We start from the raw sequence: 26987 nt of genomic DNA on the forward strand, positions 1-26987 counted from the left end.
GCGGAGTCTCGGGGGAGGCCACCTGGCGTGCGTTCAGGATGAGTACGCCGGCATTTGCACCATGGCCAGCGTCGCAACCAGCCCGCCCACGACGTGGCTGCGATGTCCCTTGCCGGTCGTGTCTTCGAGCAGCAGCGCGCTGCCCGGCACCAGCGAACGGCGCTCGCCGTCGGATGCCTGGAACTCCATCTCGCCGTCCAGCACGATGATCCACATGCGCGCCGGCGAGGGGTGAAGGTCGCCGACCCAGCCAGCCGGCACCACCAGGAATCCTTGCCGCGCGGCCTCGCTCATGGGAGATACCCAGAAGGCAGGCGCCGGCGGCGCAAAGCTGCGCTCGGTCATCTCCATCGACAACGCGCCGAAATGCGATTCGCCAGCCTCATCGGCATACAGCCGCCCGAAGGCCAGTGTGGAATGGCTGTGGGCATGCTCCGAAGTATCGGGCATGGTATGCCTCCCGCACGGGGCCTCATGCCCCTCATCGTGTCTTGTCAGTCTAGGTCGCCGGAGCAGGGGCGTCGAGAGATGAAAAAAGGCGTTGCCCGATGTGTCGGACAAGGCCTCGTTGCTAAGCCCGCCTGAACCTCGGAACGCGATGTGCGCGGGCACGCCACGCTGCGCGGATCACCCCGGCTACAACAGCCTAAATTCCCAACTGCCGCGCCGCCAGATCCTTCATGATCTCCTCCGCTCCCCCACCGATCATCATGACCTTCACTTCCCGGTACAGCCTTTCCACCCGGCTGCCACGCATGTAACCCATGCCCCCAAGCAACTGCACCGCACGATCCGCACAGAACTGGAAAGTACGCGTGGCCATGTTCTTGGCCATGGCGATCTGCGCAACCGGTGCCGCGCCGTCGTCCAGTCGGGCGGCCAGGTCGTCCAGCATCGCGCGCGTGGCTTCGATGCGCGTGGCCATGTCGACCAGCTGGTGGCGCACTACCTGGTGATCGGCCAGCCGCTTGTCGAAGGTGTGGCGATCGCGTGCCCAAGCGAGGGCGTCGTGGAAGCACACCTGCGCGTAGCCGCAGGCTGCGGCCGCCAGGGCCAGGCGTTCGTGGTTGAAGTTCTTCGTGATCGCGGCGAAGCCCTTGCCTTCCTCGCCGATCAGGTTGTCGACCGGTACTCGGCAGTTGTCGAAGTAGAGCTGCGCGGTGTCGGAGGCCCACCAGCCCATCTTCTTGAGTTCCGTGCGCGACAGGCCCGGTGTATCGCCTTCGATGAGCAGCAATGACACGCCACTGGCGCCCGGATCACCGGTGCGTACCGCGACTGTGAAGTAGTCGGCCCGCATGCCCGACGTAATGTAGAGCTTGGTGCCATTGACGACGTAGTGGTCGCCTTCACGACGTGCCGATGTGGTCAGGTGCGCGACATCGGAGCCCGCGCCGGGTTCGGTGATGGCGAGCGCGGAAATCTTCTCGCCGGACAGGATCTGCGGCAACACGCGCGCCTTCATCGCTTCGCTGCCGACCGCGGCAATCGGCGGCGCGCCGATGGTGTGCGAGAACAGCCCCGACGCGATGCCGCCGGAGCCGCCCCACGCGCGCTCTTCGAACAGGATCATGCGGTAGAACGCGTCGCAAGGCGCGCCGCCGTAGGCCTCGGGAAAGCCGGGCTGCAGCAGGCCCGCTTCGGCGGCCTTGCGGTACAGCTCGCGCGGAAAGCTGCCGGCCTCGTCCCAGGCTTCGGCGTGCGGGGCGACTTCCTTCTCGAAGAAGCGGCGGACCGAGGCGCGGAATGCTTCGTGGTCGGCGGTGTAGTAGCGGGGATTGGGCGGTTGCAGAACCATGTTTGCGGGCATTGTCGGGTCACTCCGCGGCCGGCGCCAGGCAATCGGGCAGCTCGTAGAGCGGGAAGCCGTTGAATGGCTCGGAGCGCTGGTGCGCGGGCAGGGCCCACGTATGCTTGGCGTTGGGGACGCCGCCGTCGACGCGCAGCGTCGAGCCCGTGATGAACGCCGCTGCCGGGGACAGCAGAAAGGCCACCGCGGCGGAAACTTCCGCCTCCGTGCCAAGCCGCTGCAGCGGCACCTTGCGCGCGAGCTGGCGGATCTTTTCCTGGAACGCGGGCGGATAGGTGTCGAAGCCGCTGGACGCGATCCAGCCCGGGGCTACAGCATTGACGCGCACGCCCGACGCGGCCCATTCGCACGCGGCGGTTTCCGTGAACGACAACATGCCCGCGCGCGCCGCGCCGGAATGTCCCATGCCCGGCATGCCGTTCCACATGTCGGCGATGATGTTGACGATGGCGCCACCGTTGGCTTCCATCCACTGCGTGTAGCACTCGCGCGCGACCAAGAAGCCGCCGGTCAGGTTGTTGCGCACGACCGCTTCCCAGCCCTTGAGACTGATGTCGCGCAGCGGCGACGGGAACTGCCCGCCGGCGTTGTTGAAGAGACCGTCGATACGACCATGCACGGCCAGCACGTTGACGATGGTGTGGCGTACCTGCTCCTCGTCGCGGATGTCGCACACGTGCAGCGAAATGCGTTGTGCGGCGCCCGGTTCGGCGGCGTCGATTTCCGCACGGACCTGTTCGAGTTTTTCGATCTTGCGGCCCGCGAGCGCCAGGCTGGCGCCAAGGCTCGCAAGTTCGTGCGCGGTGCAGCGGCCGATGCCGCTGCCGCCGCCGGTGACCAGTACGGTGCGTCCGGCAAACAGCTCGCGGTGGAATACGGAACGATATTGCATGCGTGTCTCCGGGTTCAGGGATTGGTACTCAGGCCAAGCCGCTTGACCAGTTTGCCCTGGCTCTCATAGCGCTGGCGGGCGAACGCGGCGTAGCCGCTGCTGTCGAGGTAGGCCATCTCCTGGTCGAGCTTGTCCAGCATCAGCTGCATGGCTGGCTCGTACAGGGCCTTGCGGAACGCGTCGTGCAGCACCTGCACGGCTTGTGCGTCCATGCCGCGCGGCCCGGCAATGCCGAACGGCGACGTGGAGACCATGTCGAGTCCCACATCGCGCAGCGTTGGCACGGAAGGCCAGCGGCGCGAATGCCCGGCGGTCCACAGCACAAGCCAGCGCGCCTTGCCGCTGTCCACGTACGGCCCGATGCCGCCCGCGGTCACGCCAAGATCGATATGTCCGCCCATCATCGCCGCGATGATTTCCGACTCGCCCTTGTACGGCACGTGGTTCAGGCGGATGCCGAGCCTCTGGCTGATTTCCTCCATGGTCACGTGCATGGTGCTGTTGGTGCCCGTGGTGCCGTAGCTGATCTTGCCGGGATTGCGCCGCGCTTCCTCCACCATGTCCTGCCACGATTTCCACGGCGCGTCGGCGCGTGTGGCCACGCCAAGCGAATAGCCGGTCAAGTGGATGACATAGGTGAAGTCCTGCATCGGGTCGAACTGCGTCTTCTGCAGATGGGGGAGGCGGAACACGGGCTCCGGCATGATCGTCAGCGTGTAGCCGTCGGGCTTGGCGCGCGCGACGTAATTGGCGCCGAGCACACCGGCGGCGCCGGGACGGTTCTCGACCACAACGGGCTGGCCCAGGTGCTTGCTCGCGCCATCGGCGAGCGTACGCACGAGCGTGTCGGTGGCACCGCCGGCCGCGAACGGCACCACCAGTGTCACCGGCCGCGCCGGGAATCCCGCCGCCCGCGCACGGCCCGCGGCCAGCGTGCCCAGCGGCGCAAGAATGCCGAGCGCCACCAGCGAGAGGCTGGTACGGCGTCGGTCGTCAATGACTTCAGTTTTCTCAGCCTGCATGGTGCGCTCCTCAGGGCTATTGCTCGTTCTGGTTCTGAAGGATCAGGGCATCCAGTGCCACCGCGCCTTGTCCTTCCTGGCGCACCAGCAGCGGGTTCACTTCCATTTCGCTGAGCCGGTCGCCGAGTGCCATGGCGGCGTCGGAGAGCGCGGCAATCGCGGCCGCGGCCGCTTCGATGTCGGCAGCGGGTTTGCCGCGGAAGCCGGTCATCAGCCGGTAGCCGCGCAGGCTGGACAGCATCTCGCGCGCCATGGCGCGGTCCACCGGCAGCAGACGGTGCGCGACGTCGTGGAAGATCTCGGTGAAGATGCCGCCCAGGCCGACCGTCATCGCCGGGCCGAATACGGGATCGCGCGTCACGCCGACAATCAGCTCGCAGACGCCGCTGGCCATTTTCTGTACCAGCACGCCGCGTTGCTCGGCTTGAGGCATGGCCTTGACCGCATTGGCCACGACTTCGCCCGCCGCCGTACGGACTTGCTCCGCATCGACAAGGCCAAGGCGCACGCCGCCTACCTCGGTCTTGTGCGCGATGTCCGGACTCAGCACCTTGACCACTACCGGATAGCCGATGCTGTCCGCAGCCATGGCGGCCTCGTCCGGCGTGGCGGCCATGGCCTCGGCGCCAATCGGCACGCCAAAGCCTGCCAGCCACTGTTTGGCCTGGTATTCATCGGTGGAAGCGGCAGGCAGGTAGCCGGCGGCGCCCGTCGACGCCTGGGCGCGCAGATCCATCCAGTGTGCAGTCGGCGCGGCGGTGTCAAGCCAGCCCACGTAGGTGCCGAGTGCCTGCGCGGCACGTGCGACGTCCGGGAACAGCGCGACGCCGGCCTCGGCCAGCCGCTGGCGGCTGGTCGGCTCGCCAGTTGTGGCGACCACGATCAGGCGGTTGGTCTTCGCGGCGACCTCGATCAGTTCGTCGGCGACGCGGTCGAGCAGGTAGGCCGTGGCGTAGATGAAGATGACATCGGTGCCGTCATCGTCGGCCAGGTTGTCGAGCACCGCATAGGCCAGGCCATTGCGGTTGAAGAGCTGGCCCGTCATGTCGACCGGATTGGCCACGCCACCGATCTCCGGCACGGCGGTCTGCAGACGCTGCTGCACCGCCTCCGACAGGCGCGGCACGTCAAGGCCCGCGGCGCTGAGCAGGTCAGCCGACAGCGCGCCCATGGCGCCCGACACCGATGCCACCACCACGCGGCGCCCAGCGCTGCGCTGTCGGAAGCCGGACAGGTAGGCAAGATCGGTGAGGTGCGCCGGGTCGCGCGCCTGCATGGCGCCGACCTGCGCGAAGGCGGCGCGGTAGATCGCCTGGTTGCCTGCCAGCACTGCGGTGTGCGATTGCGTGGCGCTGGAGCCGGCCTCGCTTTCGCCGGCCTTGAGCACGATCAGCGGCTTGCCCGCGGCACGCAGGCGCGCGGCGGCGTCGATGAAGCGCGGACCGTTGCGCAGGCCTTCCACATAGCCGACCACGGCGCCGGTCTGCGCGTCATCGGCCAGGTAGTCGAGGTAATCGGCATAGTCGAGACAGGCTTCGTTACCGGTGTTGATGAACTGGTGGAAGCCCACGTCCATCTGCCGGCCGGTGGCGTAGACGATCGCGCACACATTGCCGCTCTGCGTCAGCAGGCTGACGTGGCCGGGGCCGTCTTGCGGCGGGTAGGCCCGGAACGTCGTGGCGAACGCGGTGATGGCGCGCGTAGTCAGGTTGGCCAGGCCCATGCAGTTGGGGCCGGCAATGGCCATGCCGGTTTCCCGGGCAAAGGCGGTCAATTCGGCCTGAAGGGCGATGCCGGCCTCGCCGGCTTCGGCAAAGCCCGAGGCATAGAGGATGGCCGCGCGGATGCCGACTGCGTGGCAGCGGCGCATCTGCGGCAGTACGTCGTCGGCGCCGAGTGCGAGTACGGCCACATCGGGCGTCTTTGGCAGCGATTCGACATCCGGATAGCACGCCAGCCCGGCGATTTCCGCGTAGCGCGGATTGACCGGATAGACCGTGCCCCGGTAGCCAAGGCGCTGCAGGTGGTCCAGCGCCACGCCGCCGATACGGCTGGTATCGCGCGAGGCGCCGATGATGGCAATGGAAGCCGGTTCGAGCAGCTGGGACAGGGCGGCGCGGTCTGTTCGGGGCGCCGTAGCGGTAATGGTCATCATGATCTCCATCCTTCCTGTGCCGGAAAGGTGGAGCGATTCAAGCCCATGGCGGCGGGGCGCGGCAAGCAAGGCGCCGCAGACTGTGCACATTGTGAACGGATGCCGTGTGGCGCCCAGGCGCTTGTTGCGCCGCAATGTGGCTTGGGCGATGCCTTCGCGGGCGCGTGGCGGTGTATCTTTAAAGGTATCTGACCTTTAGGCCGCCCGGGCAGCCGGTGCTGGGGGGCGCAGCGGAGAGACGCGAATGCACGAGCCCTGCAATGTGAGCGTGTCGTCGGTGACCCGTCATGGCCGCTCACGGCATGCGTGGCGCGCGGCCTGGCGGCGCGCGGCCTCGCTGGTGACAACGCTGTTTTGCGCCGGTGTGCTGGCGGGTTGCGCGAGCCTGCCAGCGTCGGCCGAACGTACGCCTTCGACGGCGCCAACCGATACCAGCGACACGCCACTCGGCAAGGCGCTCGCGCCCAGGCTGGCGCAGCATCCGGGCGATTCGCTGTTCTATCCGCTATCGTCCGGTCCCGACGCGCTGGCTGCACGACTGGCCATGGCGCGGGCGGCGCAGCGCAGCCTGGACCTGCAGACCTATATTTTCGAGCCTACCGGCACCGGCGCTGCCGTGCTCGGCGACATCATCAACGCCGCCGACCGCGGGGTGCGCGTGCGGCTGTTGCTGGATGACATGCATACCGGTGGCCTGGACAAGGTGCTGGCCGCGATCGACTCGCATCCCAATATCGAGGTCAGGCTGTTCAACCCGTTCGCGAACCGGGGCGCGCGCTGGCTGGAAATGCTGTGGAGCTTCAGCCGGCTGGACCGCCGCATGCACAACAAGTCGATGACGGTGGACAACCAGATCTCGCTGGTTGGCGGGCGCAATGTGGGCGATGCCTATTTCTCCGCGCGTGCCGACATGGACTTCAGCGATCTGGACGTGCTTGTCGCGGGACCGGTCGTGCCGCAGGTGTCCGCGGTGTTCGATGCTTACTGGAACGATCCGTCGTCCTACCCCGTGGCCGCGCTGATTCCCGAAGGCAAGGATGCGCCCGAAGAAATGCGCGCGTTGCGTAAGCGCCTCGAAGCGCGCGGCGAGCAGGCGCGCGCCAGCCCCTATGTGCAGGAACTGCTTGATTCGGGTCTGGCGAAAGGTATCGAAAGCGGCCATATGCCCGGCTACACGGGCAAGGCCACCGTGGTGTCGGACAGCGCGTCCAAGGCTACCGGGAAGACCGAGGGCGATGGCTATGCCACGGTGCGGCTGGAGCACATGATCAGTGCGGCGAAGAACGAAGTGGTGCTGGTATCGCCGTACTTCGTGCCGGACGATGACGGCGAAGCGTGGCTTGTCGCGCTTGCCCGTCGCGGCATTCACGTGCGCATCCTGACCAATTCGTTCGCGGCCAACGACGTGAGCGCCGTGCACGCCGGCTACATGCCTCACCGCGAGGCGCTGGTGGCGGCGGGCATCGAACTGTACGAGCTCAAGCCGAGTGCCTACGCGGAACTCGCCCAGCGCGGCAAGCCGGCCGAATCGGGATCGGGAACGGGCGCGGGAACGGGCGCGGGAACGCGCGCTGGCGCGGGGACGGGATCGGGGACGGGGACGGGGACGGGGACGGGTTCGGGATCCGGGTTGGGCTCGGGGTCCGGGTCGAGAGTGACTTCGGGCTCGAGCTCGGGTTCGCGTTCATGGCTTGCGTCGAGCCGCGCCAGCCTGCATGCCAAAAACTACATCGTCGACCAGCATCTTGTATTCATCGGTTCGCTCAACATGGATCAGCGTTCGGCCAAGCTGAATACCGAGATGGGCATCGTCCTGGATAGCGCGCCGCTGGCCCAGCGCATCCTCAAGGGCATGAATGATGGCTTGCTCGACATCGCCTACCGGGTCGAACTGCGTGCAAACCCGGACGGGAGCTCGCGCCATCTGACGTGGGTCACGCGCGAGAGCGGCCAGTTGAAAACCTACGACAGTGAGCCGGGGATGGGCCCGCTGCAACACCTTGGCATCGGCTTCCTGCGCGTGCTGCCGATCAAGGAAGAGTTGTAGACGCGCATAAGCGGGAGGCCGTTGCTGCACAGCGTCTTACGTGAATCTCCGATCGGCGGTAATGTGCGGGCTGCGCCCCGGAACCCACTGACGGCCGCCCGCGCTGCCCCGGCAATCGCGCAGCGGCCTGCACGCAAGGAGATCCATGAAAGCCGCTGTCCTGCATCAACCCAAGTCCCCGCTGGTGATCGAAGACGTTGTCATCGGCAAGCCTGGCCCGCATGAAGTCCTGATCCGGACCGCCGCTGTTGGCGTGTGCCATTCGGACCTGCATTTCCTGGATGGCGCCTACCCGCATCCGATGCCCGCAGTACTTGGCCACGAAGCCGCCGGCGTGGTGGAGCAGGTCGGCGAACTGGTGCGCACGGTCAGGCCCGGCGACCACGTGATCACCTGCCTGTCGGCCTATTGCGGCCATTGCGAGCACTGCCTGACCGGCCACCTGTCGTTGTGCACCGAGCCGGATACGCGCCGAGGCGAAGACGAACCGCCGCGCCTGACGGCGCACCACGGCGGCCCGATGAATCAGTTCATCAACCTGTCCGCGTTTGCCGAGCAGATGCTCGTACACGAGCATGCGCTGGTTGCGATCCGCCGCGACATGCCGCTTGACCGCGCCGCACTGATTGGTTGCGCCGTGACCACCGGGTTCGGCGCGGTGGTTCATACCGCGCGCGTGCAGCCCGGCGAAACCGTGGCCGTCATCGGCTGCGGCGGTATCGGATTGGCCACCATCAACGGTGCGGCCATCGCGGGCGCTGGCCGCATCATCGCTATCGACCGCGTGCCTGGCAAGCTGGAACTGGCGCGACAATTCGGCGCGACCGATGTCGTCCAGGCCGGTGACGATACCGTCGACGCCGTGCGCGCGCTGACCGGCGGCGGCGTGCACCATGCGTTCGAGGCGATCGGCCTCAAGCAAACTGCCGAGCAGGCCTTCGCGATGCTGCGCCGCGGCGGCACGGCCACCATCATCGGCATGATTGCACCGGGCGTGAAGATCGAACTCAAGGGCAGCGACTTCCTTGGCGAGAAGAAGATCCAGGGCTCGCTGATGGGCTCCAACCGCTTTCCGGTGGACATGCCGCGCATGGTGGATTTCTACATGGCGGGACGGCTCAAGCTCGACGAACTGATCTCGCGGCGCCTGCCGCTCGAAGAGATCAACAGCGCGTTTGATGAACTTAGGCGCGGAGAACTGGCGCGTTCGGTGGTGGTGTTTGGGGACTGAGGAAGTTGCTGGCAGGTTGATCGGGGCCGCAGCCGCTTGCGGCGCGGCCCTGTCGACTCCACTGGTTTACGACCGCATTCGATTCAGTTCATCGATACGCTGTTGGTAGCTGCGCAGCAGGCAGCCCTTATCGCTGCAAAGATTGCGGGAATCGCGAAGCCATGCGCGCTGATCCGCGCGTAACCGCGCCTTGTTCGCCGATGTCTTCAGTTTCTGCTCATAGACCATGGCCAGCTTTTTATCGACACGCGTCAGTTCTGCATCCGCGCAAATCAGCTGCGCCTGCGTGGAGACGAGCTTGCTGCAATCGAAACTATGGGCCAACGCATCCTTCATCTCGGGCTGAATCTCCGCCAGTCCCGGTCTGCATAGACCTTGCAGCGATTTGCAAGCGACATCGCGCCCGACCCATGCCATATCACGCGCCCCATACTCCTTGACGAAGCGATTGATGCCGGCATTGCTGACGCCGCGCTGCATGGCATTCGCCGCGATGATCTCGTTGCAGAGCGAGTCCGAAGCGTAAGTCTTGCCATCGCGCCGGTAGCAACTGTGAAAGCCGAGCAGCCCGGTGCCAACGACACTGCGTCGTTCTCCTGATGCGAACACAATGGAAGCGCAAGCGGAAGCGCACCTGGCATTGCTTGGCACGGTCGTGTAGACGCGTACCGTGTCCATGGCATCGATCAGCCGGAAAGCGGCCTCGACATTGCCGCCCGGGCTGTTCAATGCAAGGATCACGAGTCCTTCTTCATCACGGTCAGCCAATTTGGCTGCGGCGAGGAACTTCTTTGCATCACCTTCCTGAATCTTGCCTTCCCCGATCAGCATCTTCTTCCTGAGTTGGGGTTGGTAGTAGATGGTGAAGTCCATGGCGGATGCCGTACCGGGAAGCATCAGCACAGTGAGCCAGACGCAGCAAAGCCACCGGAGGATCAAGCCCGGCGCCGTCGCTTGCGTGGCTGCCGGGCGCGCTCTGTTGTGCATACGCTTCTCCCGCTGGATGTGAAAAGCATAGCCTCGGATCTGCGGCCGACTGCGTTGTGCGTCAGGCTTGCACCGCCTCCCGCTTTCGCGCGGCCGGACGTCTGGTCTCCGGCACGCCCAGTGTCTGTTCCAGCACGTCGAGGAAGACGCGCACGCTGGCTGGCATCAGCTTTCGCGCCGGCATCAGCACATAGACCTTGAGCGGTGACGACGAGTAGGCCGGCAGCACGCGTACAAGCTGCCCTTGCTGGATTTGGTCCTGCACGAAGCGCGGCGACAGCCGGGCGACACCCAGGCCGTCGATGGCGGCCTTCAGGCGCAGTTCGGCGTTATGCGTGCAGATGCGGGGCTCGACATCCAGCCGCGCCGTTTCGATGTCGTCGCGCAGGAATTCCCAGAAGTGATCGTCGGCGTTGCCGAGCGTGGGCCAGCCGGCCAGGTCCTGCGGGGTACGCGGCAGGCCGCGGTCGCGGATCAGCGCAGGCGCCGCATAGAAGCCGCGCTCGATCAGCACGACGCGCTTGCTCGCGAACGATGTGTCCTGAAGCCGCGTGTTCGTCATGACGAAAGCTAGGTCATAGCCATGGCGGATCAGGTCGGGCTGGTCCCAGCTGACATCCACGTGCACGCGCAGGCGCGGATGCAGGCGCATCAGGCGGCTGAGCCCGTCGGACAGGTGCTGCGAACCGACTTCATAGGGGGTGGAGATACGCAGCACACCGCTGACCTCGTCGCTGACGGAGGCGGCCTCGGCGTTGATCTCGTGCAGTTCGGCGAACAGCGGCGCCACGCGGTCGTAGAGCCGCTGGCCGCGCTCGGTCACGCGCACGCGCCGCGTGGTGCGTTCAAACAGACGCACCCCAAGCTGGCTCTCCAGCCGGGCCACCGCCGCGCTGGCCGAGGACTTTGGCACCTCAGCCAGCTCGGCGCCCTGGGTAAAGCCGCCGCCTTCCACCACGCGGCAGAAAATTTCCCAGTCCTTCCATTCGATCGTTTTCATGCAGTGCCCCGGCGTCAGTGGCGCGCTCGCGGATGGGTCCGGGAGCGGGTGCGCTTGCGGCTGGATTGTCCCACAGTGTGGACAATGGTGCTGGGGCCGATGTGCGGCGCAACCGGTGCTGCCGGATTTAGTTCCAATATTGCTGGGCAGCAGGCACGTCGGTGGCGGACGCCGGAGCCCGAACCAACGCTCAGTAGGGCTGGTCGCCAGGGCGGATATCGAAATTCAGGGTCTCGGCGATATCCAACATTTCCTCGTCATCCTCGCTGCGCGTGATCCAGCCGCCGTAGGCATCGCCGCCGGTATCCCAGTTCCACAGCGTGTAGCCGGCCACGCGCAGCTGCCGGTGGGCCAGTTCCATCAGTTCTGGCACGCTGGTGCTCTCCAGGAAGTTCTCGTCCTCGGGGTCCTCGCTGCCCCAGTCGATCTCAAGGTCCAGCCGCTCGCACAGCTGGTTCATGCAGCCGATGAAGGACTGGCAGTCCTTCCAGTCCACGTAGAAGCCCGACTGCCAGTCGATGACCTCGCGGATCACCCACAGCAGTTCCTGGCCCTCGGTGTCGTCTTCCTCCGCGTCGAGCAGCGCGTCTTCGAACAGCGCGCGTTGCGCATCGGTCTGCGCGGTGTCGCCAAGGTTGATCAGCGCAAAGAAGCGCTGGATGGCGTCCTGGATGTGGTCGTCCAATGGTGTGACCATGTTCGTTCTCCTTATTGGGTATGTCTGTATTGGGTATGTCTGTGTTGCGGGGCCTTCAGGCCGCGATGCCGCCGATTTCTCGCTGGCCGAGCGGCGTCACCCGCAGCGCGCGCGACGCGGGCGTCGCCTCGATCCAGCCGCGTTCAAGCAGGTTGCCGAGCAGCGCGGCACCGAGTGCGCCGCCGAGATGCGGCTTGCGCTCGCTCCAGTCGGGGCAGGTGCACGCGAACTGGCGCCGCTTGCGGCGCGCGGCCTCGACGTTGACGCCAAGCCGCGACATGGCTTGCGCGCCGTCGCCGCTGAGGTCCACGGCATTGCCGTTCACGAGCAGCCAGCCGGCGCGCGTCATGCGCTCGAACAGGCCAACGGCGAGTTCGCCAGCCAGATGATCGTAGCAAGTGCGTGCCTGCCGCAACGCAGGCGGCGCCGCGCGCGACACCGGCACATCACGCAGCCGCGGCGGCCGGCTCGCGAGCGAGGCGGAAGCCAGCGCTTCAATCGCCACGCCGATCTCGGGCGCCGCCAGCCGATAGTAGCGATTGCGCCCGCGCGTCTCCACGGCGAGCAGCCCGCCTTCACTGAGCCGCGTCAGATGTCCGCTCGCGGATGAGGCGGACAGGCCAGCGATCAGCGCCAGTTCCCCGGCGGGGCGGGCGCTGCCGTCCATCAGCGCCCATAGCATGGCCGCACGGCCGGGATCTGCCAGCAGGCCGGCGAGCTGGCTGATGCCTGGAGTGTATTCCATGATTCATAGGGGGATGAATGATGGAATGGAGTATAGAGGGATTTGCAGTCGGCGTGATCTCGGACATTAATGTCCTGCTTGCACATCAAAACCCTGTTCTGGACATCAAAGCGCCTTTCTGAACATCAGTGAGCTTTTAAATGTATGGACGCCCCGGAGTCACGCGCGCGTTGCTCCCGTCGATGACGGTTCCGGTGCTGTTTTCGCACTGAAGCTCAAGGCACCGATGAGGATCCCACGTTGTGCGGCGTGGGAAGGGGTTCGAGCGCGTCGGTTTCATCCAGGTGGAACAGCGCGTCGAACTGGCCGGCGATGGATGCATCGAAATAGTGGCTGGCCCGTTCTGACTGCGGCAGGTAAAGCACGCCAATCGCCCGCTCGAGCATGGCCTCGGACAGCGTCCGGCTTGCGCCGGCGCCCAGCGCAAGAAAGAAGCGGTCCAGTCCGGTGGCGTGAAACAGTGACTCCCAGCTGCCGGGCAGTGCCGGGACAATGCGCTTTCGCTCGGGATCGCCATCCCACTCGGATGCCGCGCACACATAACCTGTATAAGTAGTAAAGCCAACCAGCAGCGCGCGCGTCCCGGCCAGCTTGCGAACCAGTTGGCCGAGAGTCCACTCCCCGCGCAAGCGGGACTCCGTCGCGCTGGCATCGCCGACGTGTGAATTGTGTGCCCAGACCACGGCACGGCCGCTTCCGCCGCGCCGCTGCCTGTACTCGGCCAGCGAGTTCAGCGTCTGCGCCATATGGGCGTCGCGCAGATTCCAGGTGTTGACGCGACGCCCGAACATCTCGCGGTAGTAGGCCTCGGCATTCACCACTACCAAGGCGTTCTGCTCCGCAAAATAGTGCGAGTCCATAGCAGCGAGGCCATTGCGAGAGATGTAGGCGGCTTCATCGCAGCGCAACTGAAGTAATTGCCGGATGGCGCCCTCCGTGGCCGGCATGCGCGCCCCGGTCGCAGCCTGGTAACCATAGGCGGCGGGGTCTCGCACATGATCAAGCGCGGCATAATGCTGCCGGGCCGACTCCGCCTGCATGGGGTCGATGGGAGCGAGATACCGGATCACGGCCTCTGCGGAGCGATACAGGCTGTAAAGATCAAGGCCGTACACGCCCGTACGCCGCTCCGCAGGCAGGCCGGCGTTGTGTTCGCGCAGCCATTCGATGAATGACAGGAACTCCTGGTTCCGCCACATCCAGGATGGGAACCTCTGGAAGTCGGCAACAGCCATTACGCTGTCATCGTGGCCTTCACCATGCACATAGCGATTGACCCGCCACGCGTCCGGCCAGTCGCCTTCGATGGCAACGGCATCGAACCCTTCATCCGCTATCAGCGCCTGCGTGATCTGTGCACGCATTCGGTAGAAGTCGGCGGTGCCGTGAGTGGCCTCACCGAGCAGAACGAACTGCTTCTCGTGCGCCAGCTCAAGTAGCCGCGCATAATCGGACGAGGTGCCGTCCAGTCGATGAGCGGCTTCCCGTACTGCCAAAAAGGGTGTGAGCGCAGAAGACATAGGGTTCCATACAGGGCTTGCTGTCAGGCGGCCTCGGCGCGCGATTCGTGCGCGGGCATGCGCTTGAGCAGCGTATCCAGCGTTGGTCGATCGACGACCTCCTTGTCGAGCAGCAACTGCGCCAGAGCGTCAAGCACCGGGCGCCGGGCGAAGAGGGTCTTGCGGGTCCGCTCGGCGGCCTCGGCCAGAATCAGGCGAACTTCTTCGTCGATGGTTTGCGCAGTGCGCTCGCTGTAGTCCCGGTCAGGCCGGGGCAGCGCGGGGCCCATCGGCAGCAGGCTGTTGCCGGTGCGTTCATAGCATGGCAGCCCAAGCGAGCTGCTCATTCCGTATTGCGTCACCATCTGGCGGGCCATGTCGGTGGCACGCTCCAGGTCGTTCTGAGCGCCGGTGGAGACGTCGTCGAAGACAATCTGTTCGGCCATGCGTCCGCCCAGCAACACATCGAGCCTGTCGAGCAATTCGCTGCGCCGGAGCAGATAGCGGTCCTCCGCCGGTGTCTGCTGTGTATAGCCGAGCGCGCCTACACCACGCGGGATGATGGAGATGCGCGATACCCGGTCGGCATGCGCGCGGCTTTCCGCGACCAGTGCGTGGCCTGCCTCGTGGTAGGCAATGGTCTGCTTCTCCAGCGCGATCATGACGCGATTGCGCTTTTCGAGGCCGCCGATGATGCGGTCGAGCGCCTCGTCGAAATCGGCCATGTCTACGGCAGCCTTGTTCTTGCGCGCGGCAAGCAGGGCCGCCTCGTTGACCAGGTTTGCGAGATCAGCACCGGCGAAACCGGGGGTGCGTGCGGCGAGGTCATGCAGGGCGACTTCAGGGGCGAGCGTGACATTGCGAACATGGACGAGCAGGATCTGCTCGCGTCCGGCAAGGTCGGGGCGGTCAAGTACGATGTGGCGGTCGAACCGGCCCGGCCGCAGGAGCGCTGCGTCGAGGATCTCCGGCCGGTTGGTGGCGGCCATGATGATGACCCCTTTGTTGGTGTCGAAGCCGTCCATTTGCACGAGCAACTGATTGAGCGTCTGTTCTCGCTCGTCCTGGCCGCCTGCGACGTTGAGGGTGCGGGTCTTGCCCAGCGCATCCAGCTCGTCGATGAAGATGATGCAGGGTGCCTTCTGTTCGGCCTGGGCAAACAGGTCTCTGACACGCGCGGCGCCAACACCCACGAACAGCTCGACAAACTCGGATCCGCTCATGCTGAAGAACGGCACGCCAGCTTCGCCTGCAACCGCGCGCGCCAGTAGCGTCTTTCCGGTGCCGGGGGCACCGAGGAGCAGCACCCCTTTGGGTATCTTGCCGCCCAGTCGCCGATAGCGTTGGGGTTCCTTGAGGAAGTCGACCACTTCCATCAACTCGGCCTTGGCTTCGTCAATGCCGGCGACGTCAGCGAACGTGACGCCGGTCTGCTGCTGCAGATAGATCTTTGCCTTGCTCTTGCCAATTTCGAGCAAGCCGTCCCTGCCTCCGCCCATGCGCTTGATCACCAATGTCCAGATTCCCAGGAAGACGAGCGCCGGTACGATCCATGAAAGGACCGCGCCAATCCACTTGTTGTCGGCTTCACCGGCGTACCGCACATGTGCGGCGTCCAGATCGGACAGGAGGTTGGGGTCATTGATGCGTACGGTAGTGAACACATGCTCGGCTCGTCCTGACTTCTGCAGTGCCGCGGCCTGGTCGCGGGGCACAATGGCTTCCAGCCCGGCTGTGACGACCGTGCCACTGATTTCGGTTTCGCCAACGCTCGCGGTGCGGACCTTGTCGGCTTTGAGCAGCGCCTTGAAGTCGCTGTACGCCAGTGTCTGGATACTGGCCGCACCGATGTAGAACTGCAGAATCAGTATCGCTACGGTTGTGAGAATGAGGTACCAAAGCGAGAACTCGGTTTGCTGACGTTCCATGGTCGATTGACGGCGGGCTTGCCTCGGCAGGTTGCTGCTTGGTCAAACATAGTGCCGGCTACCGAGCCAAGGTTGATCGGCATCAACGGTTGTGAAGAGATCGCTCATCAAAGGGTCCGTCGGACCATCGGGGCTGAGGTGAAGACTGAATCTCATGTCAATCCCGGAACAGCGGCGACCCATGCAAGCCAGCGGGAAATGCCGGCAGGTTTCGACCCCGCGAGTCCGCGCAAGCCGGGGTCCTTTGGCCTGGTGGGCATGCGAGAGCGCGCTTACCTGCTCGGCGGCACATACGCAGTGGAAAGCGGACCAGAGAAGGGTACAGAGATCGTGATTCGTCTGCGACTGCCTGGCAGACCCGTGCTGGCAGAGGGTGATCCCGTTACGGAGTTGGGAGTTCCTTGACGCTTGTTAACTCGGCCTGCACGCGGATGCCTAAATTTGCCGTGAGCGAACGGCGCAATGAGCAGGAGCGCGAGCGCACCGGCCATACCCAATTGGCGCTTCATGTCTGAACCATTACAGGAACGGCGGACCTCGCCGCCGCAAATTCAACATCGTCTTCTGCATCCGGGGCAAGCTGGTCAGAATTCTTCGCCGAACATGCGGGCTCCCGCGGCCGCGTTCTCCGCGGAGCCGTGGGGGATGCGCTCGATCGCAATCATGCAGTCGGTCGTGAGCAGCAATGAAGCGATGGAGACGGCATTCTGCAGCGCGGTGCGTACGACCTTGACCGGGTCGATCACGCCGAGTTCGAGCATGTCGCCAAAGCGCTCGCCCCCGGCATCGTAGCCGATGGTTCCCGACGCCTCGCATACCCGGTGAACGACCGCATCGGCGTCGGCGCCGGCATTCGCGACGATCTGCCGCATTGGCGCCGCCAGCGCTGCGTGGACGATGCGTGCACCGGCAGCCTGTTCCGCATTTGGCGCTTGCCAGTCCTGCAGCACGGTACGGGCACGCAGCAGCGCCACGCCTCCACCTGCGACGATGCCCTCGTCCACTGCGGCGCGCGTAGCATGCAATGCGTCCTGGAACCGGTTCTTGCGTTCATGCAATGCGCTCTCGGTAGCCGCGCCGACCTTGATGACGGCGACGCCGCCCGTCAGCCGGGCGATGCGACGCTGCAATCCTTCGCGGTCGTAGTCCGAGCGTGCGTCGGGCACCCGGCTGCGCAGTACGGCGATGCGCGCGGCTACGCGGGATGCATCGGCGCCGGAGCCCACCAGCGTCGTCGCGTCCTTGTTGATTTCCACGCGCCGTGCCTCGCCCAGTTGTTCCAGTCCGACATGCTCAAGGGATGTGCCCGTTTGCGGCGACACCACCGTCGCGCCGGTCAGCGCAGCGAGATCCCCAAGTTGCTCGGTGCGAGAGTCGCCAAAGCCAGGGGACTTTACCGCGCAGCTCTTCAGTGCGCCGCGCAGGTTGTTGACGACCAGCGTCGCCAGCGCTTCGCCTTCCACATCGTTGGCAATGACCAGCAACGACCGGCCTGCCCGCGTCACAGCTTCCAGGATCGGCAGCAACTGTGCTATCGACGAGATACTTGCGTCACAAAGCAGTACCAGCGGAGATTCGAGCACGACAGCGCGGCTCTCCGTGGTCGCGAACAGCGGAGACAGGTAGCCGCGGTCGATCAGTGCGCCTTCGGCAATATCCAGCTCGTCGTCAAGCTTGGAACCGTCTTCGACGCTGATGGCGCCGTCCTTGCCCACGTGTTCCACGGCCTGGGCGACCAGCGTTCCGACAGTGTGGTCGCCGCTGGCCGAGATGGTCGCAATCTGCCTCATTTCGTCAGTACCGCCGCACGGCTTCGCACTTGCCAGCAAATGCTCCGAGACTAGTTTTCCGGCCGCTTCGATGCCTCGTTTGAGTTGCATCGGGTCGTGTCCGGCCTCGACGTACTTCACCCCTTCCGCCACGATGGCGTGGGCAAGGGTCGTCGCAGTCGTGGTGCCGTCGCCGGCGATCTCGCTGGTTCGGACCGCTGCTTCGCAGAGCAGGCGGGCGCCCATATCGGCGAACGGGTCGGGCAGCGAGACGGACTTGGCTACCACCACCCCGGAGTTGGCGACCAGGGGCACCATGTCGCGGCGTTCTACGATGACATTGCGCCCGCCCGGTCCCAGCGTGACCTTGACGGCCCGCGCGAGCAATTCCACACCATGAAGCATCTCGCGTCGCGCGCTCTGGTGGAAGATAAGAGTTTTTTCGGGCATGGCGAATTCCGCATCGTGATCCAGGTTGGCAACGGCTCTACCGTAGGTGCCGTGGCGACGCGCGCGTTGATGTAACGCAAGGGCGACGATGCGCGATGGCGTCACGCATTGTCGGACCGGCTTCGCGGTTCGGCCCGGACATTGGCCCCGTCTGTCACCACCTTGGAAAGTATCAAGAGCGTCGTCATGCCCCGGCTGGCCCCTGGCTTTGCTCTCTCAAACATAGGCTAGCCCTGTCGACTGGAATTGCTCCGTATCAACGGATGCAGAAACGCTGCGTCATGGCGTTGCCGAGGCCGGGCGTCCGACCGCCTCTGCTTACCCGGTGCCTGTGCGGTTCCTTTGATCCAGCTTAAGTCGCGGTCTGGCAGGGCGCATAGCTTATCCCTATGTGACCTGCGGTCGCTGCCAACGCGAAGCTTGTGGCGTGTGACGCCGCCTGCTACGCCCCCGGCCGTCAGGGTGCTGCCCTTCAACGAGGAGCCCAACATGAAAGTCCGTGCACAGTTCGCGAAGGTCCGACCCGTTCGGTGGAGTCCGTTTCCGGTCGAGCACATTTCCGACCGCTACAAGCAGCCCGCTGCCGCGCCAATTGTGGCGACCTGTCCCGTCTGCCACGCTGTCTTCATGCGGGGCCACTGGCAATGGCGCCCGGCGCCCTCCGGCGCGGCACACCTGGTGTGTTCGGCATGCGCGCGCACCGCTGACGGCATTCCGGCGGCGCGGGTGGTGCTTGCAGGCGGCTTTGAGGGCACCCATCGCACGGAGATCCTCGCTCTTGTCCGCCATAGGGAAGCCGGGTTGCGCGCGCAGCATCCGATGGAACGGCTGATGTCCATCGATTCCGACGACCAGGGCACCGTCATTGCGACCACCGGCGTGCACTTGGCGCGCGATGTCGGCAATGCCATCCATCACGCTTACCGCGGCAAGCTTACGATCGACTACGACCATGCGGAAACCGAACTGCATGTGAGCTGGCACCGGGATTGATCGGAGCACCTGAACGGGGGCGCGAATGAAACTCGTCACTGCGCAGCAGGTAATGATCGACGCGGATGGCGTGGTCCTTCCAGGGGAACTGGCCTTGCCTGACGCGCCTCGCGGGATTGTCCTGTTCGCCCACGGGAGTGGCAGTTCCCGCCATAGCCCGCGCAACCGTCTGGTGGCGTCGATGCTGCACGATGCCGACATCGGCACCTTGCTGTTCGACCTGCTGACGCCGGAAGAGGATATTGGCCTGACGCGGCGCTTCGATATTGCGCTGCTGCGCGACAGGCTCAGCGCTGCGACGGAATCAATAGAACGCCTGGCAGGGCAGCGCGATCTCAGAGTTGGTTACTTCGGTGCGAGCACTGGCGCGGCCGCGGCCGTGCGTGCCGCCGTCGCAACGCCGGCGCACCGGCGTATCAATGCGGTCGTGTCCCGCGGCGGGCGAGTTGATCTTGCCGGCCACGATGCACTTTGCCGCCTGGCCTCTCCGCTGCTGATGATCGTCGGGGAAAATGATCCGGTCGTCGTCAGTCTCAATGCCCGCGCCGCCGCGTGGATACCATGCGAAAAGCGGCTGCAAGTGATTCCCGGCGCTACCCACCTGTTCGAAGAACCCGGCGCGTTGGAGCAGGTCGGCAAGCTTGCCGCCGGATGGTTCGTTCGCCACTTTGCCGCCGCCGAAAGCAAAAGGAAAACGTAGCGCTCTCATTGCCCGTCTGCCCTGGCGCCGGAACTGCGATATTGCAGCTCTGCCCGCACCGTGGCCGGCCTCCGCACCGGCTCGGCAGACCCACCGACATCAGCCGTGAGGGGTTAACTCACGACATGTTCCATTTTCACTGTATCGCTCATTTCGGGTGTGCGAAGGCGGCATGCCTACTGTTTGGGGCCGAAGGGACCCATTGCGCCGAGCAATGCGGTGCTAGGCCGACGCGTGTCGGCTTCGCTTCACTGTCTCGCGGCCCCCAGCTCCCATCGGGATGATCACACGGTGACCGTATCGCTTTTTATTTCCCCGAAAGCGGGTTCCGGTACAGGACCTGCCGCCCGCCAATGCTCCTCTGCAAAACGGCGACATCTCGTCTGACATTAGCGATGGCTTCGATCGGTTCTCTGACGCGGTGGCTTAGCCGCTTGACCCTCAGCCAGTCCAGTCGCGTGGTACCGCTTTGCATATGACCCGGCGGAAAAGGCAACCGAGGTTTCCAGTGATACACATAATGACGGACTCAAAATCAGCGTCTCACTGACTACCGTTATGTTTGTGGTAGCCGATACTTCCAAATGCATAATTGCGGAGTCAATCCATGTCTGCGAGCGCAATGAATAGAACGTTGGCATCATGCGCGACTTCGGCGGAGACAGGCCAACCTCCTGCCCTATCCGGACACCCTCGGCTGCAACTTATGATTGCACAAACGGAGTTAGTTACTGCGGCCCTGGCCACGGCGTGCCGCCTTTGTGATAAGCAGCAAGCCCTCGTCGCAAAACTTGCCCGGCAAGGGCCGCCTCCGCCTAGTGCAATTCAACTGCTTGATACGTTACAAGCAAGCCTTGATCTCCTAGAACGCCGGCGAACCGCGATGCTAGGCATCATCGATTGCATTGCATCCGGGCATCTTTCTGTTCTTCAAAGCCGGGAATTATTGGATTCACGAATTGCGACGATGGCTAACTGCCTCGCCGATTGCAAAAGTTATTCGGTCGATTCATCTTCATTGCTATTTCGACGTCAGCAAGATGGTAGTACGGCTGCCGCACGGTCGGGCAGAGAATACCCGATACCGCTGCAAGTTCGATCAGGCTTGGCAAGATCGTCGCCAGCGAAGGATGGCCGCATAATGAAACTTGTGCCCTTGGTCCCGCATTCTTCATGAGCGTGCCCAAGCTTCCGCCGTTGCGCCTCACACCCTGGGCGGTCAGGCGGAAGGTGACAGTTGTGTTGACCCTTGAACGCTCGCCATGGTGCGGAGTCAGGTATCGTTGCGATGCCGTGGCGCCTCTGTACGCATTTGTTCGCCGATGTCAGTGAACGTGATGGCCACACCGGCTGTCGCGCCTGTCTCCGAGATGTAGGGAAATGTCTTGCGCAGGAAGCATCGCCCACCGTTATCGCGTATGACAGCTTCGCACGGTTCGCCTCCGCTAACCACATGCTGGATGTCGGTATAGAAGTTGGGATCGCGGAATATCGGCACGAGGTCAGCGATTCTTCTTCCGGTATCGGCAGGCCTCAGCGGAAATACATTCCGCATGGTCGGCGTGAACCACTGAAGCTTCAGGTCCAGGTCAAGAAACACAGCCATGACTGCACCGGAAAGCAGTACGCGGTTTTGCATCGCGAGCCGTTCGATGTTCCCCTGCAGGTCGACGTTGGCATCGTTAAGCTCCGCGTTGCTCTGTTTGAGTTGTTCGTTGGATGCCTTAAGGCTACGCTGAACAAGCTGGGTAAATTGAGTGACGCAAGTTGATCAGGAGCCCGTTCGGCCGGAAAAATAGCTGTGGCGATGCGAATTTGCCTTCACGCGCCCCCAATTGGGGTGTGTTGACGGGGCGCCCGCCCCGCATTCGCCCTTTATGGGCGGACTGCTCCCATCAGATGCCCTCGACTCAAGTAGAGATTGGCCAGCGCCAGCGCCGTGAAGGCACGGCCGGCGTTCTTCTTCAGGCCACGGTAGCGGACTTTCGTGAAGCCCCACAGGCGCTTAACCACGGCGAAGACATGTTCAACCCGGGCCCGGATCTTCGATTTGTTACGGTTCTTCCCGCGTTGCACTTCGTCAATCTCCCCGTTCCTGCGGGTCCGCTGATTGGTGAAGTCCTTGGCGTGCGGCGCCTTCGATGCGATCAGCTCCTGCTGACTGGCGTATGCGCTATCACCGTAGACACGCCGCTCCTGCCCATGCAGTAGCTGGGGCAGCGCATGCTTGTCGTGAACATTGGCCGGCGTCACCACCGCGGAATGAGCCAACCCGCTCTGACTATCCACGCCAATGTGCAGCTTCATGCCAAAGTACCACTGCTGGCCTTTGCGGGTCTGATGCATCTCGGGGTCGCGCGACTTCTCTTCATTCTTCGTCGAGCTGGGCGCACCAATGATCGTGGCATCGACAATGGTGCCGGTCTTCAGCTTCACGCCATTGGCTTGCAGGCTTCGGCCAACCTCCGCGAACAGCCGTTCGGCAAGCTGATGTTTCTCCAGCAGCCGCCGAAACTTCAATACCGTGGTGGCGTCCGGCACCGGCTCACGACCCAGGTCAATTCCTACGAAGCGGCGCAGGCTGGCGCTGTCATACAGGGCCTCCTCGCAAGCCAGATCTGCCAGGTTGAACCAGTGCTGCAGAAAGTGGATGCGCAGCATCCGCTCCAGACCAATGGGCCGCCGGCCATTGCCAGCCTTCGGATAGTACGGCTCAATCGCGGCGCACAATGCCGCCCACGGCACGATCTGCTCCATCGTCGCCAGAAATTCCTCACGTCGCGTTGGCTTGCGGTGTTGCTCGAAACCTGCGCATTGGTCTGCACCCGCTGCCAACGTCATCTGCTTCATGTTCTTCTCTTTGCGCTCGTGATTCTTCAAATAACGCGCCTTCTCACGAACCGGAGGACTTGATCAGCATTGCCTTAAGTTCCTCATTGAGTGCCTGCAATTCCTCGCGCGATGCTTCCAACTCCTCGCGGGACACGCGCGCTTCGTCCTTCCAGTCGACGCTGGCGCCAATACCAAGGTCATCTTGAAGAAGGCTGGAGCCGGCCGCATCGGGCACGTCAGCAGAATCCTGGTCCCGAATGAATGACACCAAAATGCGATCCCATGCCTTCCCACACGAGGTTTGCAGCGGTGTCAGCCGCATGCTGATGGGAGCGTCGCCGGCAACGCCGTCCTTCAGGTTGGTCAGAGTCAGTGCCTCGTGTCTGTCTAACACCTGCCTGATGCCATATTGGAGCTGCGCCGCCCATTGCCCACGGACCAGATCCGCCAAATTGAGGGAAGGTTCCCCCGCCGGCAGGCTCAGGATGCCCTTCGTGTTGCCATATGTCCTCAGCACCTCGCCCCCGTCGTCGATCAGCACCGACGGAACGTCGAACTGCTCATGTGCGACCCGAAGCGCAGCCGCTGCCCGCGCAGTGCTATGCGGAGCAGGGGACAGGGGGTGCCGTCGGGCGCCTGGCATCGGGCCGACTTTACGATAAATATTCCATTCTGCAGAGACTGCCTCGAATCCCTGTACGTTGAAGGGTAGGGCTTCACTCTTGCCCAGGAAGAGAAATCCGCCGCTGCGCAATGCGCCGTGAAGAAGAAACAGCACGTCCTTGACTGTCTCCCGCTCCAAATAGATAAACAGGTTGCGGCAGGTAACAAGGTCCAGTTGCGAAAACGGGGGGTCGGAGAGCAGATCCTGCGGCACAAACACCAGCTTTTCGCGCAGGAACCGCTTTACTCGAAAGAACGCGTCGACCCTGTAGAGGTACCGGCTTTGACGCGCGGGCGATAGCCCGGTCAGCGACTCAGTACGGAACAGGCCTCGACTCGCCTTTGCCACGAGTTCGGGCGCCGCGTCTGTGGCAAAGATCTGGAAGTCCAGTGCCGCAGCCTTTTCCTGTCCGATTTCATCGAGAAGCATCGCAATTGAGTAGGCCTCCTGACCGGTCGCGCACGCCGGCGTCCACACCCTCACCGTGCGCTCGGTTCCCGCCTCGGCGACGAGCGGTCCAAGTACATCTTTACGCAGGACCGCCCACGCATCGGTGTCACGGAAAAACTCGGTCACGTGGATGGGGATGCCGCGCACCAGTGCTTCCAGTTCGACCGGATCATCCTCGAGAAGCAGGGCATAGTCGTCGAACGACCAAACTTTTCGTATATCCATGCGTTGCTGGATGCGCCAGAGCAGCGGCGAAGGCTTGTATCCGCGCAGGTTGAGTCCCGCCCGCTGCGCTACCAGCCCGATAATCCGGTCGAGCGTCGCGGACATGCCGCCTGTCCAGTCCCCGGACGCCTCGGGGCGTACATAGGCCGGATCGGCGCAGGCGACTAGTTGTTGGCCGATGGCGCCGACGGGCAGGACATGATCGTGGATGCCGCGCTGTATGACTGCCCGAGGCATGGCGTCATGCAAGGCCGTGAGGGGGTCCTGGACGATGACGATGCCACCAGCCTGCCGGATGCGGACCGCGCCGGCGGTTCCGTCCATGCCGGTGCCTGAAAGGATGACGGCTATGGAGCGCGGCGCTTCACGCAGCGCCAGACTTTCGAGGAATGCGTCAATCGTATCGATGCCGGGGCGTCGACCGCCGCCGTCCGCAGCACTCGTATGAAGCGCGCCATCTTCAAGTGTCAGGATGTGATCCGGCGACGGGATGTACACCGTGTTCGCCGCGGGCCGCATGCCGTCGGCAGCGACTTGGACGGGCAGGCTTGTCCATCTAGTGATCAGATCCGGCAAACCGCTGGGACGGTCGTTGGGCAAATGCTGAAGCACGACAAGCGCAAACGGCAACTTGGCAGGGAGACCCTCAAAAAGCTTTTGCAAGGCCGTGATGCCGCCGGCCGATGCGCCGACGGCAACGACTGGTACATCGACCTGGCCTCTGTCCAGCATTTGCTCTTCCACTGGCTCCTCCGATATCAGAATGTTGCAAACCAGTCTGCAACGCAAGGTTTGAGGTCATCCGGCCGGCCAGTCATTGTAGAACTGCCCAACAAACGATCAGAGTCCCTGTTCGCATTTCTCCGACTTCGCCGACGAAAACGATACTCGTAGGTTTTTTTTGAGTTCTGACGGCCACGGAGGCCGCCACAGCGACAAACACCTATGCGAGAGAAATAGCCGCGGACTGCCTGGCGGCCAGGGTAGAGCCGCTGATGCATGACGCAAGCGCTGTCCGAAATGTGATCTAACTGAACACGAGGGCGAGATCCGGGGCTGCCCGCGCGCAGCATCAATCCCTTGTCGCGAAGGATGTCGTTGATCAGCGCGAGACTCTGAGCGGCCAGCTTGTGCGCAGCGCCTGCCTGATCAATTTGTAAGCGGGTTAGGGCGGTGCGCATCGCCCCCCTATACTGCTAGTTGTAGCGTTTCGGAAGCTAAGTGCTTCTGGTTCGCCTATCACTCGTTTCCGGGCTTTCCCCCTCGATGACGTCCTAGGACTTGTGACTCCTGAAAGTCACTCATGGGGATTCCTGGAACATTCATGCAAGATGCCACACGGCGACCGCCGTTCGCCCAATCCCCCAGTAGCCAGGCAAGCCAGCCTTTCCCAAGGGACGATGCAATCGATGTCCGGCGAGAGACTCTATTTCGCAAGACCGATCGCAAAGTTGGCTTTCGCCTTCGTTGCTGCCTTTCCGCGTGTCAGGTTGGCGCAGCCGTGCTCTCATCGTGATGAAGACGCCGTAACGATCCTAAGCACTGCGATATGGGCGGAGATGATCGTTGGCAATGGAAGATGAGCGTTCACAACGGTGACAGTTGTTCAACACTGCCATCACCATGCCACCCTGGCAGGCAATGAAGGAAGATATCGTGCCGAATGAATTTGCAGAGACCACTTACCGTGCCATACATGTCACGCGCCTTCTACGCGACCGCCAGGTGGGCAGGCCGCCGGAGGGGGGCTCCCAGCGATTCGGAGTCATGCGATTGGCGGCGTCCCGCTGGCGTCAGGCAATCACGTTGCTCATTGACTGGGATCGTGCTGTTAAAGAAGGCTGGCCCGACCTGAGGTCACCGTCCTGCATCCAACCCAGGACCGTCAGGAGCATCGGTCGCAGTCATCAAGCAAGTGTCCGCCGGCTCGCCAGAAATGGAAACTGAGATTGCGTGAGGTAACTTCATGCGTACGTTGTTGTATTTCAGTCTGAACGACACCGCCACGGCACGAATGGCACAAGTGCGATTCGGCGATTTGGCCGGTGCCTCAGCAGGCGTCAAAGGGCCATGGTTTGTCCAGCGCGACAATCAGCCCGTCGAGGAATGGGTTCCCAGAGACGGTTGCCTCCGCTGCTCCAGCATTTCGCCAACGCGCCGCACGTTGCGATCACGCTAGCCCTTTCGTCCGCCCGGGAGGCGATCGATGGCATGTCTACCTTCGTTAAGGCGAGGTAGCCGCTCGGCCATGCCGCTGGCTCGGATCAAGAGAAAGAGGGGGCATCGTGTCGGGTCGCGGTCTCAGCGTTTTCGAATCACAGGCCGACGATCGACTCGCCTGCGACCAGACCATCGATAACGTGTTCGCCGTGTCGTACGGCGGCACGCTTCGCCAACCCCAAGTCAGCCCAGTGCATATCTGGAACGTGGAACACGCGCGCATTATTTCCACTAGGTGGCTCACCTTCCCGACAGATGAGCACGGACGCACTGTATGAGCGGTCTGGCCGGCGCTCATGCCATTTGCGAGGAGCGTCATATTTATAGACTAACGGATAGATATCAAATCCCTTACAGTTTTCCGCAGGATAGTTGTCCATCATTTCACTCCAAGTATGGTTTGTTTCCGTACGCACTCTTCGTGACGGCGTTCTGGTATTTAATCAGGATTTTTGACCATCCGCTGTGGCTTACCTTGCATTCTGCATATTCGGTCCAAATAATGGCTGCTAGCGCACGACAATTTTGATTCGCTGTGAATCACAGATAGATTTTTACCTTTTCATGTCGATACGCGGCGACGCCTCAGCTCAGGCCATGAATTATATCGACAGCAAATTTTCCGTAGTGGACGGCGGCCTGCTCCGCGGCCGCGCGCGTGTAGTAATCAT

Annotated in this window: 20 protein-coding genes; 4 read left to right on the forward strand and 16 right to left on the reverse strand. The window is 63.5% G+C overall.

The window, feature by feature from the left end; all coding sequences use genetic code 11:
* Positions 1-33: 33 nt before the first annotated feature.
* The 5 genes from ACIGJG_RS22850 to ACIGJG_RS22870 all read right to left on the reverse strand — a co-directional run bounded on the left by ACIGJG_RS22850 (position 34) and on the right by ACIGJG_RS22870 (position 5876).
* Positions 34-450 carry a cupin domain-containing protein gene (locus ACIGJG_RS22850; protein WP_011301318.1) on the reverse strand — a complete coding sequence of 139 codons (417 nt, stop codon included), beginning with the start codon at positions 448-450 and terminating at the stop codon, positions 34-36.
* Between the two features lie 196 nt (positions 451-646).
* Entirely contained in the window at positions 647-1798 is a 1152-nt protein-coding gene (locus ACIGJG_RS22855) for an acyl-CoA dehydrogenase family protein (protein WP_140949791.1), read from the reverse strand.
* Positions 1799-1817: 19 nt separating this feature from the next.
* Positions 1818-2702 (reverse strand): SDR family oxidoreductase, encoded by an 885-nt coding sequence (locus tag ACIGJG_RS22860; protein ID WP_011301316.1) that lies wholly within the window; start codon positions 2700-2702, stop codon positions 1818-1820.
* Positions 2703-2716: 14 nt separating this feature from the next.
* On the reverse strand, positions 2717-3724 hold the full coding sequence (locus tag ACIGJG_RS22865; protein ID WP_011301315.1) for a tripartite tricarboxylate transporter substrate binding protein: 1008 nt from the start codon (positions 3722-3724) through the stop codon (positions 2717-2719).
* A gap of 16 nt (positions 3725-3740) precedes the next feature.
* Positions 3741-5876: an acetate--CoA ligase family protein gene (locus ACIGJG_RS22870; RefSeq protein ID WP_011301314.1), complete on the reverse strand. Its 2136-nt coding sequence runs from the start codon at positions 5874-5876 to the stop codon at positions 3741-3743.
* A 247-nt stretch (positions 5877-6123) separates the two neighbouring features.
* Between ACIGJG_RS22870 and ACIGJG_RS22875 the strand changes: the two genes are divergently transcribed.
* Positions 6124-7926 carry a phospholipase D family protein gene (locus ACIGJG_RS22875; RefSeq protein WP_483673957.1) on the forward strand — a complete coding sequence of 601 codons (1803 nt, stop codon included), beginning with the start codon at positions 6124-6126 and terminating at the stop codon, positions 7924-7926.
* 145 nt (positions 7927-8071) lie between these two features.
* A complete protein-coding gene (locus ACIGJG_RS22880) occupies positions 8072-9157 on the forward strand; it encodes a Zn-dependent alcohol dehydrogenase (protein WP_483673958.1) in 1086 nt (361 codons plus the stop codon).
* Between the two features lie 66 nt (positions 9158-9223).
* On the opposite strand, the gene ACIGJG_RS22885 is transcribed toward ACIGJG_RS22880, so the two are convergent.
* The 7 genes from ACIGJG_RS22885 to groL all read right to left on the reverse strand — a co-directional run bounded on the left by ACIGJG_RS22885 (position 9224) and on the right by groL (position 18232).
* Entirely contained in the window at positions 9224-10030 is an 807-nt protein-coding gene (locus tag ACIGJG_RS22885) for a lysozyme inhibitor LprI family protein (protein ID WP_235679928.1), read from the reverse strand.
* A gap of 175 nt (positions 10031-10205) precedes the next feature.
* Positions 10206-11144, reverse strand: a complete 939-nt coding sequence (locus ACIGJG_RS22890; protein ID WP_011301310.1) for a LysR family transcriptional regulator — start codon at positions 11142-11144, stop codon at positions 10206-10208.
* A 190-nt stretch (positions 11145-11334) separates the two neighbouring features.
* Positions 11335-11841, reverse strand: coding sequence for a DUF6630 family protein (locus tag ACIGJG_RS22895; protein WP_011301309.1), 507 nt, complete (start codon positions 11839-11841; stop codon positions 11335-11337).
* 55 nt (positions 11842-11896) lie between these two features.
* Positions 11897-12586, reverse strand: coding sequence for an ArsR/SmtB family transcription factor (locus ACIGJG_RS22900; RefSeq protein WP_011301308.1), 690 nt, complete (start codon positions 12584-12586; stop codon positions 11897-11899).
* A gap of 215 nt (positions 12587-12801) precedes the next feature.
* Complete coding sequence (locus ACIGJG_RS22905) at positions 12802-14106, reverse strand: erythromycin esterase family protein (protein ID WP_011301307.1); 1305 nt, start codon at positions 14104-14106, stop codon at positions 12802-12804.
* 23 nt (positions 14107-14129) lie between these two features.
* Positions 14130-16013 (reverse strand): ATP-dependent zinc metalloprotease FtsH, encoded by a 1884-nt coding sequence (gene ftsH / locus ACIGJG_RS22910; RefSeq protein WP_220630019.1) that lies wholly within the window; start codon positions 16011-16013, stop codon positions 14130-14132.
* Positions 16014-16597: 584 nt separating this feature from the next.
* The gene (gene groL, locus ACIGJG_RS22915) at positions 16598-18232 is read right to left on the reverse strand and encodes a chaperonin GroEL (protein WP_011301305.1); all 1635 of its coding nucleotides are present in this window, start codon (positions 18230-18232) and stop codon (positions 16598-16600) included.
* 489 nt (positions 18233-18721) lie between these two features.
* Between groL and ACIGJG_RS22920 the strand changes: the two genes are divergently transcribed.
* Together ACIGJG_RS22920 and ACIGJG_RS22925 are read left to right on the forward strand one after the other, a co-directional pair.
* Positions 18722-19225, forward strand: coding sequence for a BCAM0308 family protein (locus ACIGJG_RS22920; RefSeq protein WP_220630020.1), 504 nt, complete (start codon positions 18722-18724; stop codon positions 19223-19225).
* A gap of 25 nt (positions 19226-19250) precedes the next feature.
* On the forward strand, positions 19251-19925 hold the full coding sequence (locus tag ACIGJG_RS22925) for a dienelactone hydrolase family protein (protein ID WP_011301303.1): 675 nt from the start codon (positions 19251-19253) through the stop codon (positions 19923-19925).
* Between the two features lie 1273 nt (positions 19926-21198).
* Here the strand turns inward: ACIGJG_RS22925 and ACIGJG_RS22930 are convergent.
* The 4 genes from ACIGJG_RS22930 to ACIGJG_RS22945 all read right to left on the reverse strand — a co-directional run bounded on the left by ACIGJG_RS22930 (position 21199) and on the right by ACIGJG_RS22945 (position 26696).
* Positions 21199-21564 (reverse strand): PAS domain-containing protein, encoded by a 366-nt coding sequence (locus tag ACIGJG_RS22930; protein WP_483673959.1) that lies wholly within the window; start codon positions 21562-21564, stop codon positions 21199-21201.
* A gap of 236 nt (positions 21565-21800) precedes the next feature.
* Positions 21801-22775 (reverse strand): IS5 family transposase, encoded by a 975-nt coding sequence (locus ACIGJG_RS22935; protein WP_483672899.1) that lies wholly within the window; start codon positions 22773-22775, stop codon positions 21801-21803.
* Between the two features lie 43 nt (positions 22776-22818).
* Positions 22819-24840, reverse strand: a complete 2022-nt coding sequence (locus tag ACIGJG_RS22940) for a chemotaxis protein CheB (protein WP_483673960.1) — start codon at positions 24838-24840, stop codon at positions 22819-22821.
* A gap of 1571 nt (positions 24841-26411) precedes the next feature.
* A complete protein-coding gene (locus ACIGJG_RS22945; protein WP_084792008.1) occupies positions 26412-26696 on the reverse strand; it encodes a hypothetical protein in 285 nt (94 codons plus the stop codon).
* Positions 26697-26987: the final 291 nt, after the last annotated feature.

The sequence above is a fragment of the Cupriavidus sp. C1SS-2L genome (genome assembly GCF_057073735.1).

What these genes read in the sequence shown, in the direction of transcription:
- ACIGJG_RS22925 (WP_011301303.1), top strand. Translation starts at nt 19,251, where the DNA reads ATGAAACTCGTCACTGCGCAGCAGGTAATGATCGACGCGGATGGCGTG.
- ACIGJG_RS22890 (WP_011301310.1), bottom strand. Translation starts at nt 11,144, where the DNA reads ATGAAAACGATCGAATGGAAGGACTGGGAAATTTTCTGCCGCGTGGTG.
- groL (WP_011301305.1), bottom strand. Translation starts at nt 18,232, where the DNA reads ATGCCCGAAAAAACTCTTATCTTCCACCAGAGCGCGCGACGCGAGATG.
- ACIGJG_RS22870 (WP_011301314.1), bottom strand. Translation starts at nt 5,876, where the DNA reads ATGACCATTACCGCTACGGCGCCCCGAACAGACCGCGCCGCCCTGTCC.
- ftsH (WP_220630019.1), bottom strand. Translation starts at nt 16,013, where the DNA reads ATGGAACGTCAGCAAACCGAGTTCTCGCTTTGGTACCTCATTCTCACA.
- ACIGJG_RS22865 (WP_011301315.1), bottom strand. Translation starts at nt 3,724, where the DNA reads ATGCAGGCTGAGAAAACTGAAGTCATTGACGACCGACGCCGTACCAGC.
- ACIGJG_RS22905 (WP_011301307.1), bottom strand. Translation starts at nt 14,106, where the DNA reads ATGTCTTCTGCGCTCACACCCTTTTTGGCAGTACGGGAAGCCGCTCAT.
- ACIGJG_RS22935 (WP_483672899.1), bottom strand. Translation starts at nt 22,775, where the DNA reads ATGAAGCAGATGACGTTGGCAGCGGGTGCAGACCAATGCGCAGGTTTC.
- ACIGJG_RS22895 (WP_011301309.1), bottom strand. Translation starts at nt 11,841, where the DNA reads ATGGTCACACCATTGGACGACCACATCCAGGACGCCATCCAGCGCTTC.
- ACIGJG_RS22900 (WP_011301308.1), bottom strand. Translation starts at nt 12,586, where the DNA reads ATGGAATACACTCCAGGCATCAGCCAGCTCGCCGGCCTGCTGGCAGAT.
- ACIGJG_RS22850 (WP_011301318.1), bottom strand. Translation starts at nt 450, where the DNA reads ATGCCCGATACTTCGGAGCATGCCCACAGCCATTCCACACTGGCCTTC.
- ACIGJG_RS22860 (WP_011301316.1), bottom strand. Translation starts at nt 2,702, where the DNA reads ATGCAATATCGTTCCGTATTCCACCGCGAGCTGTTTGCCGGACGCACC.
- ACIGJG_RS22930 (WP_483673959.1), bottom strand. Translation starts at nt 21,564, where the DNA reads ATGCAAAACCGCGTACTGCTTTCCGGTGCAGTCATGGCTGTGTTTCTT.
- ACIGJG_RS22880 (WP_483673958.1), top strand. Translation starts at nt 8,072, where the DNA reads ATGAAAGCCGCTGTCCTGCATCAACCCAAGTCCCCGCTGGTGATCGAA.
- ACIGJG_RS22885 (WP_235679928.1), bottom strand. Translation starts at nt 10,030, where the DNA reads ATGGACTTCACCATCTACTACCAACCCCAACTCAGGAAGAAGATGCTG.
- ACIGJG_RS22945 (WP_084792008.1), bottom strand. Translation starts at nt 26,696, where the DNA reads ATGGACAACTATCCTGCGGAAAACTGTAAGGGATTTGATATCTATCCG.
- ACIGJG_RS22875 (WP_483673957.1), top strand. Translation starts at nt 6,124, where the DNA reads ATGCACGAGCCCTGCAATGTGAGCGTGTCGTCGGTGACCCGTCATGGC.
- ACIGJG_RS22920 (WP_220630020.1), top strand. Translation starts at nt 18,722, where the DNA reads ATGAAAGTCCGTGCACAGTTCGCGAAGGTCCGACCCGTTCGGTGGAGT.
- ACIGJG_RS22855 (WP_140949791.1), bottom strand. Translation starts at nt 1,798, where the DNA reads ATGGTTCTGCAACCGCCCAATCCCCGCTACTACACCGCCGACCACGAA.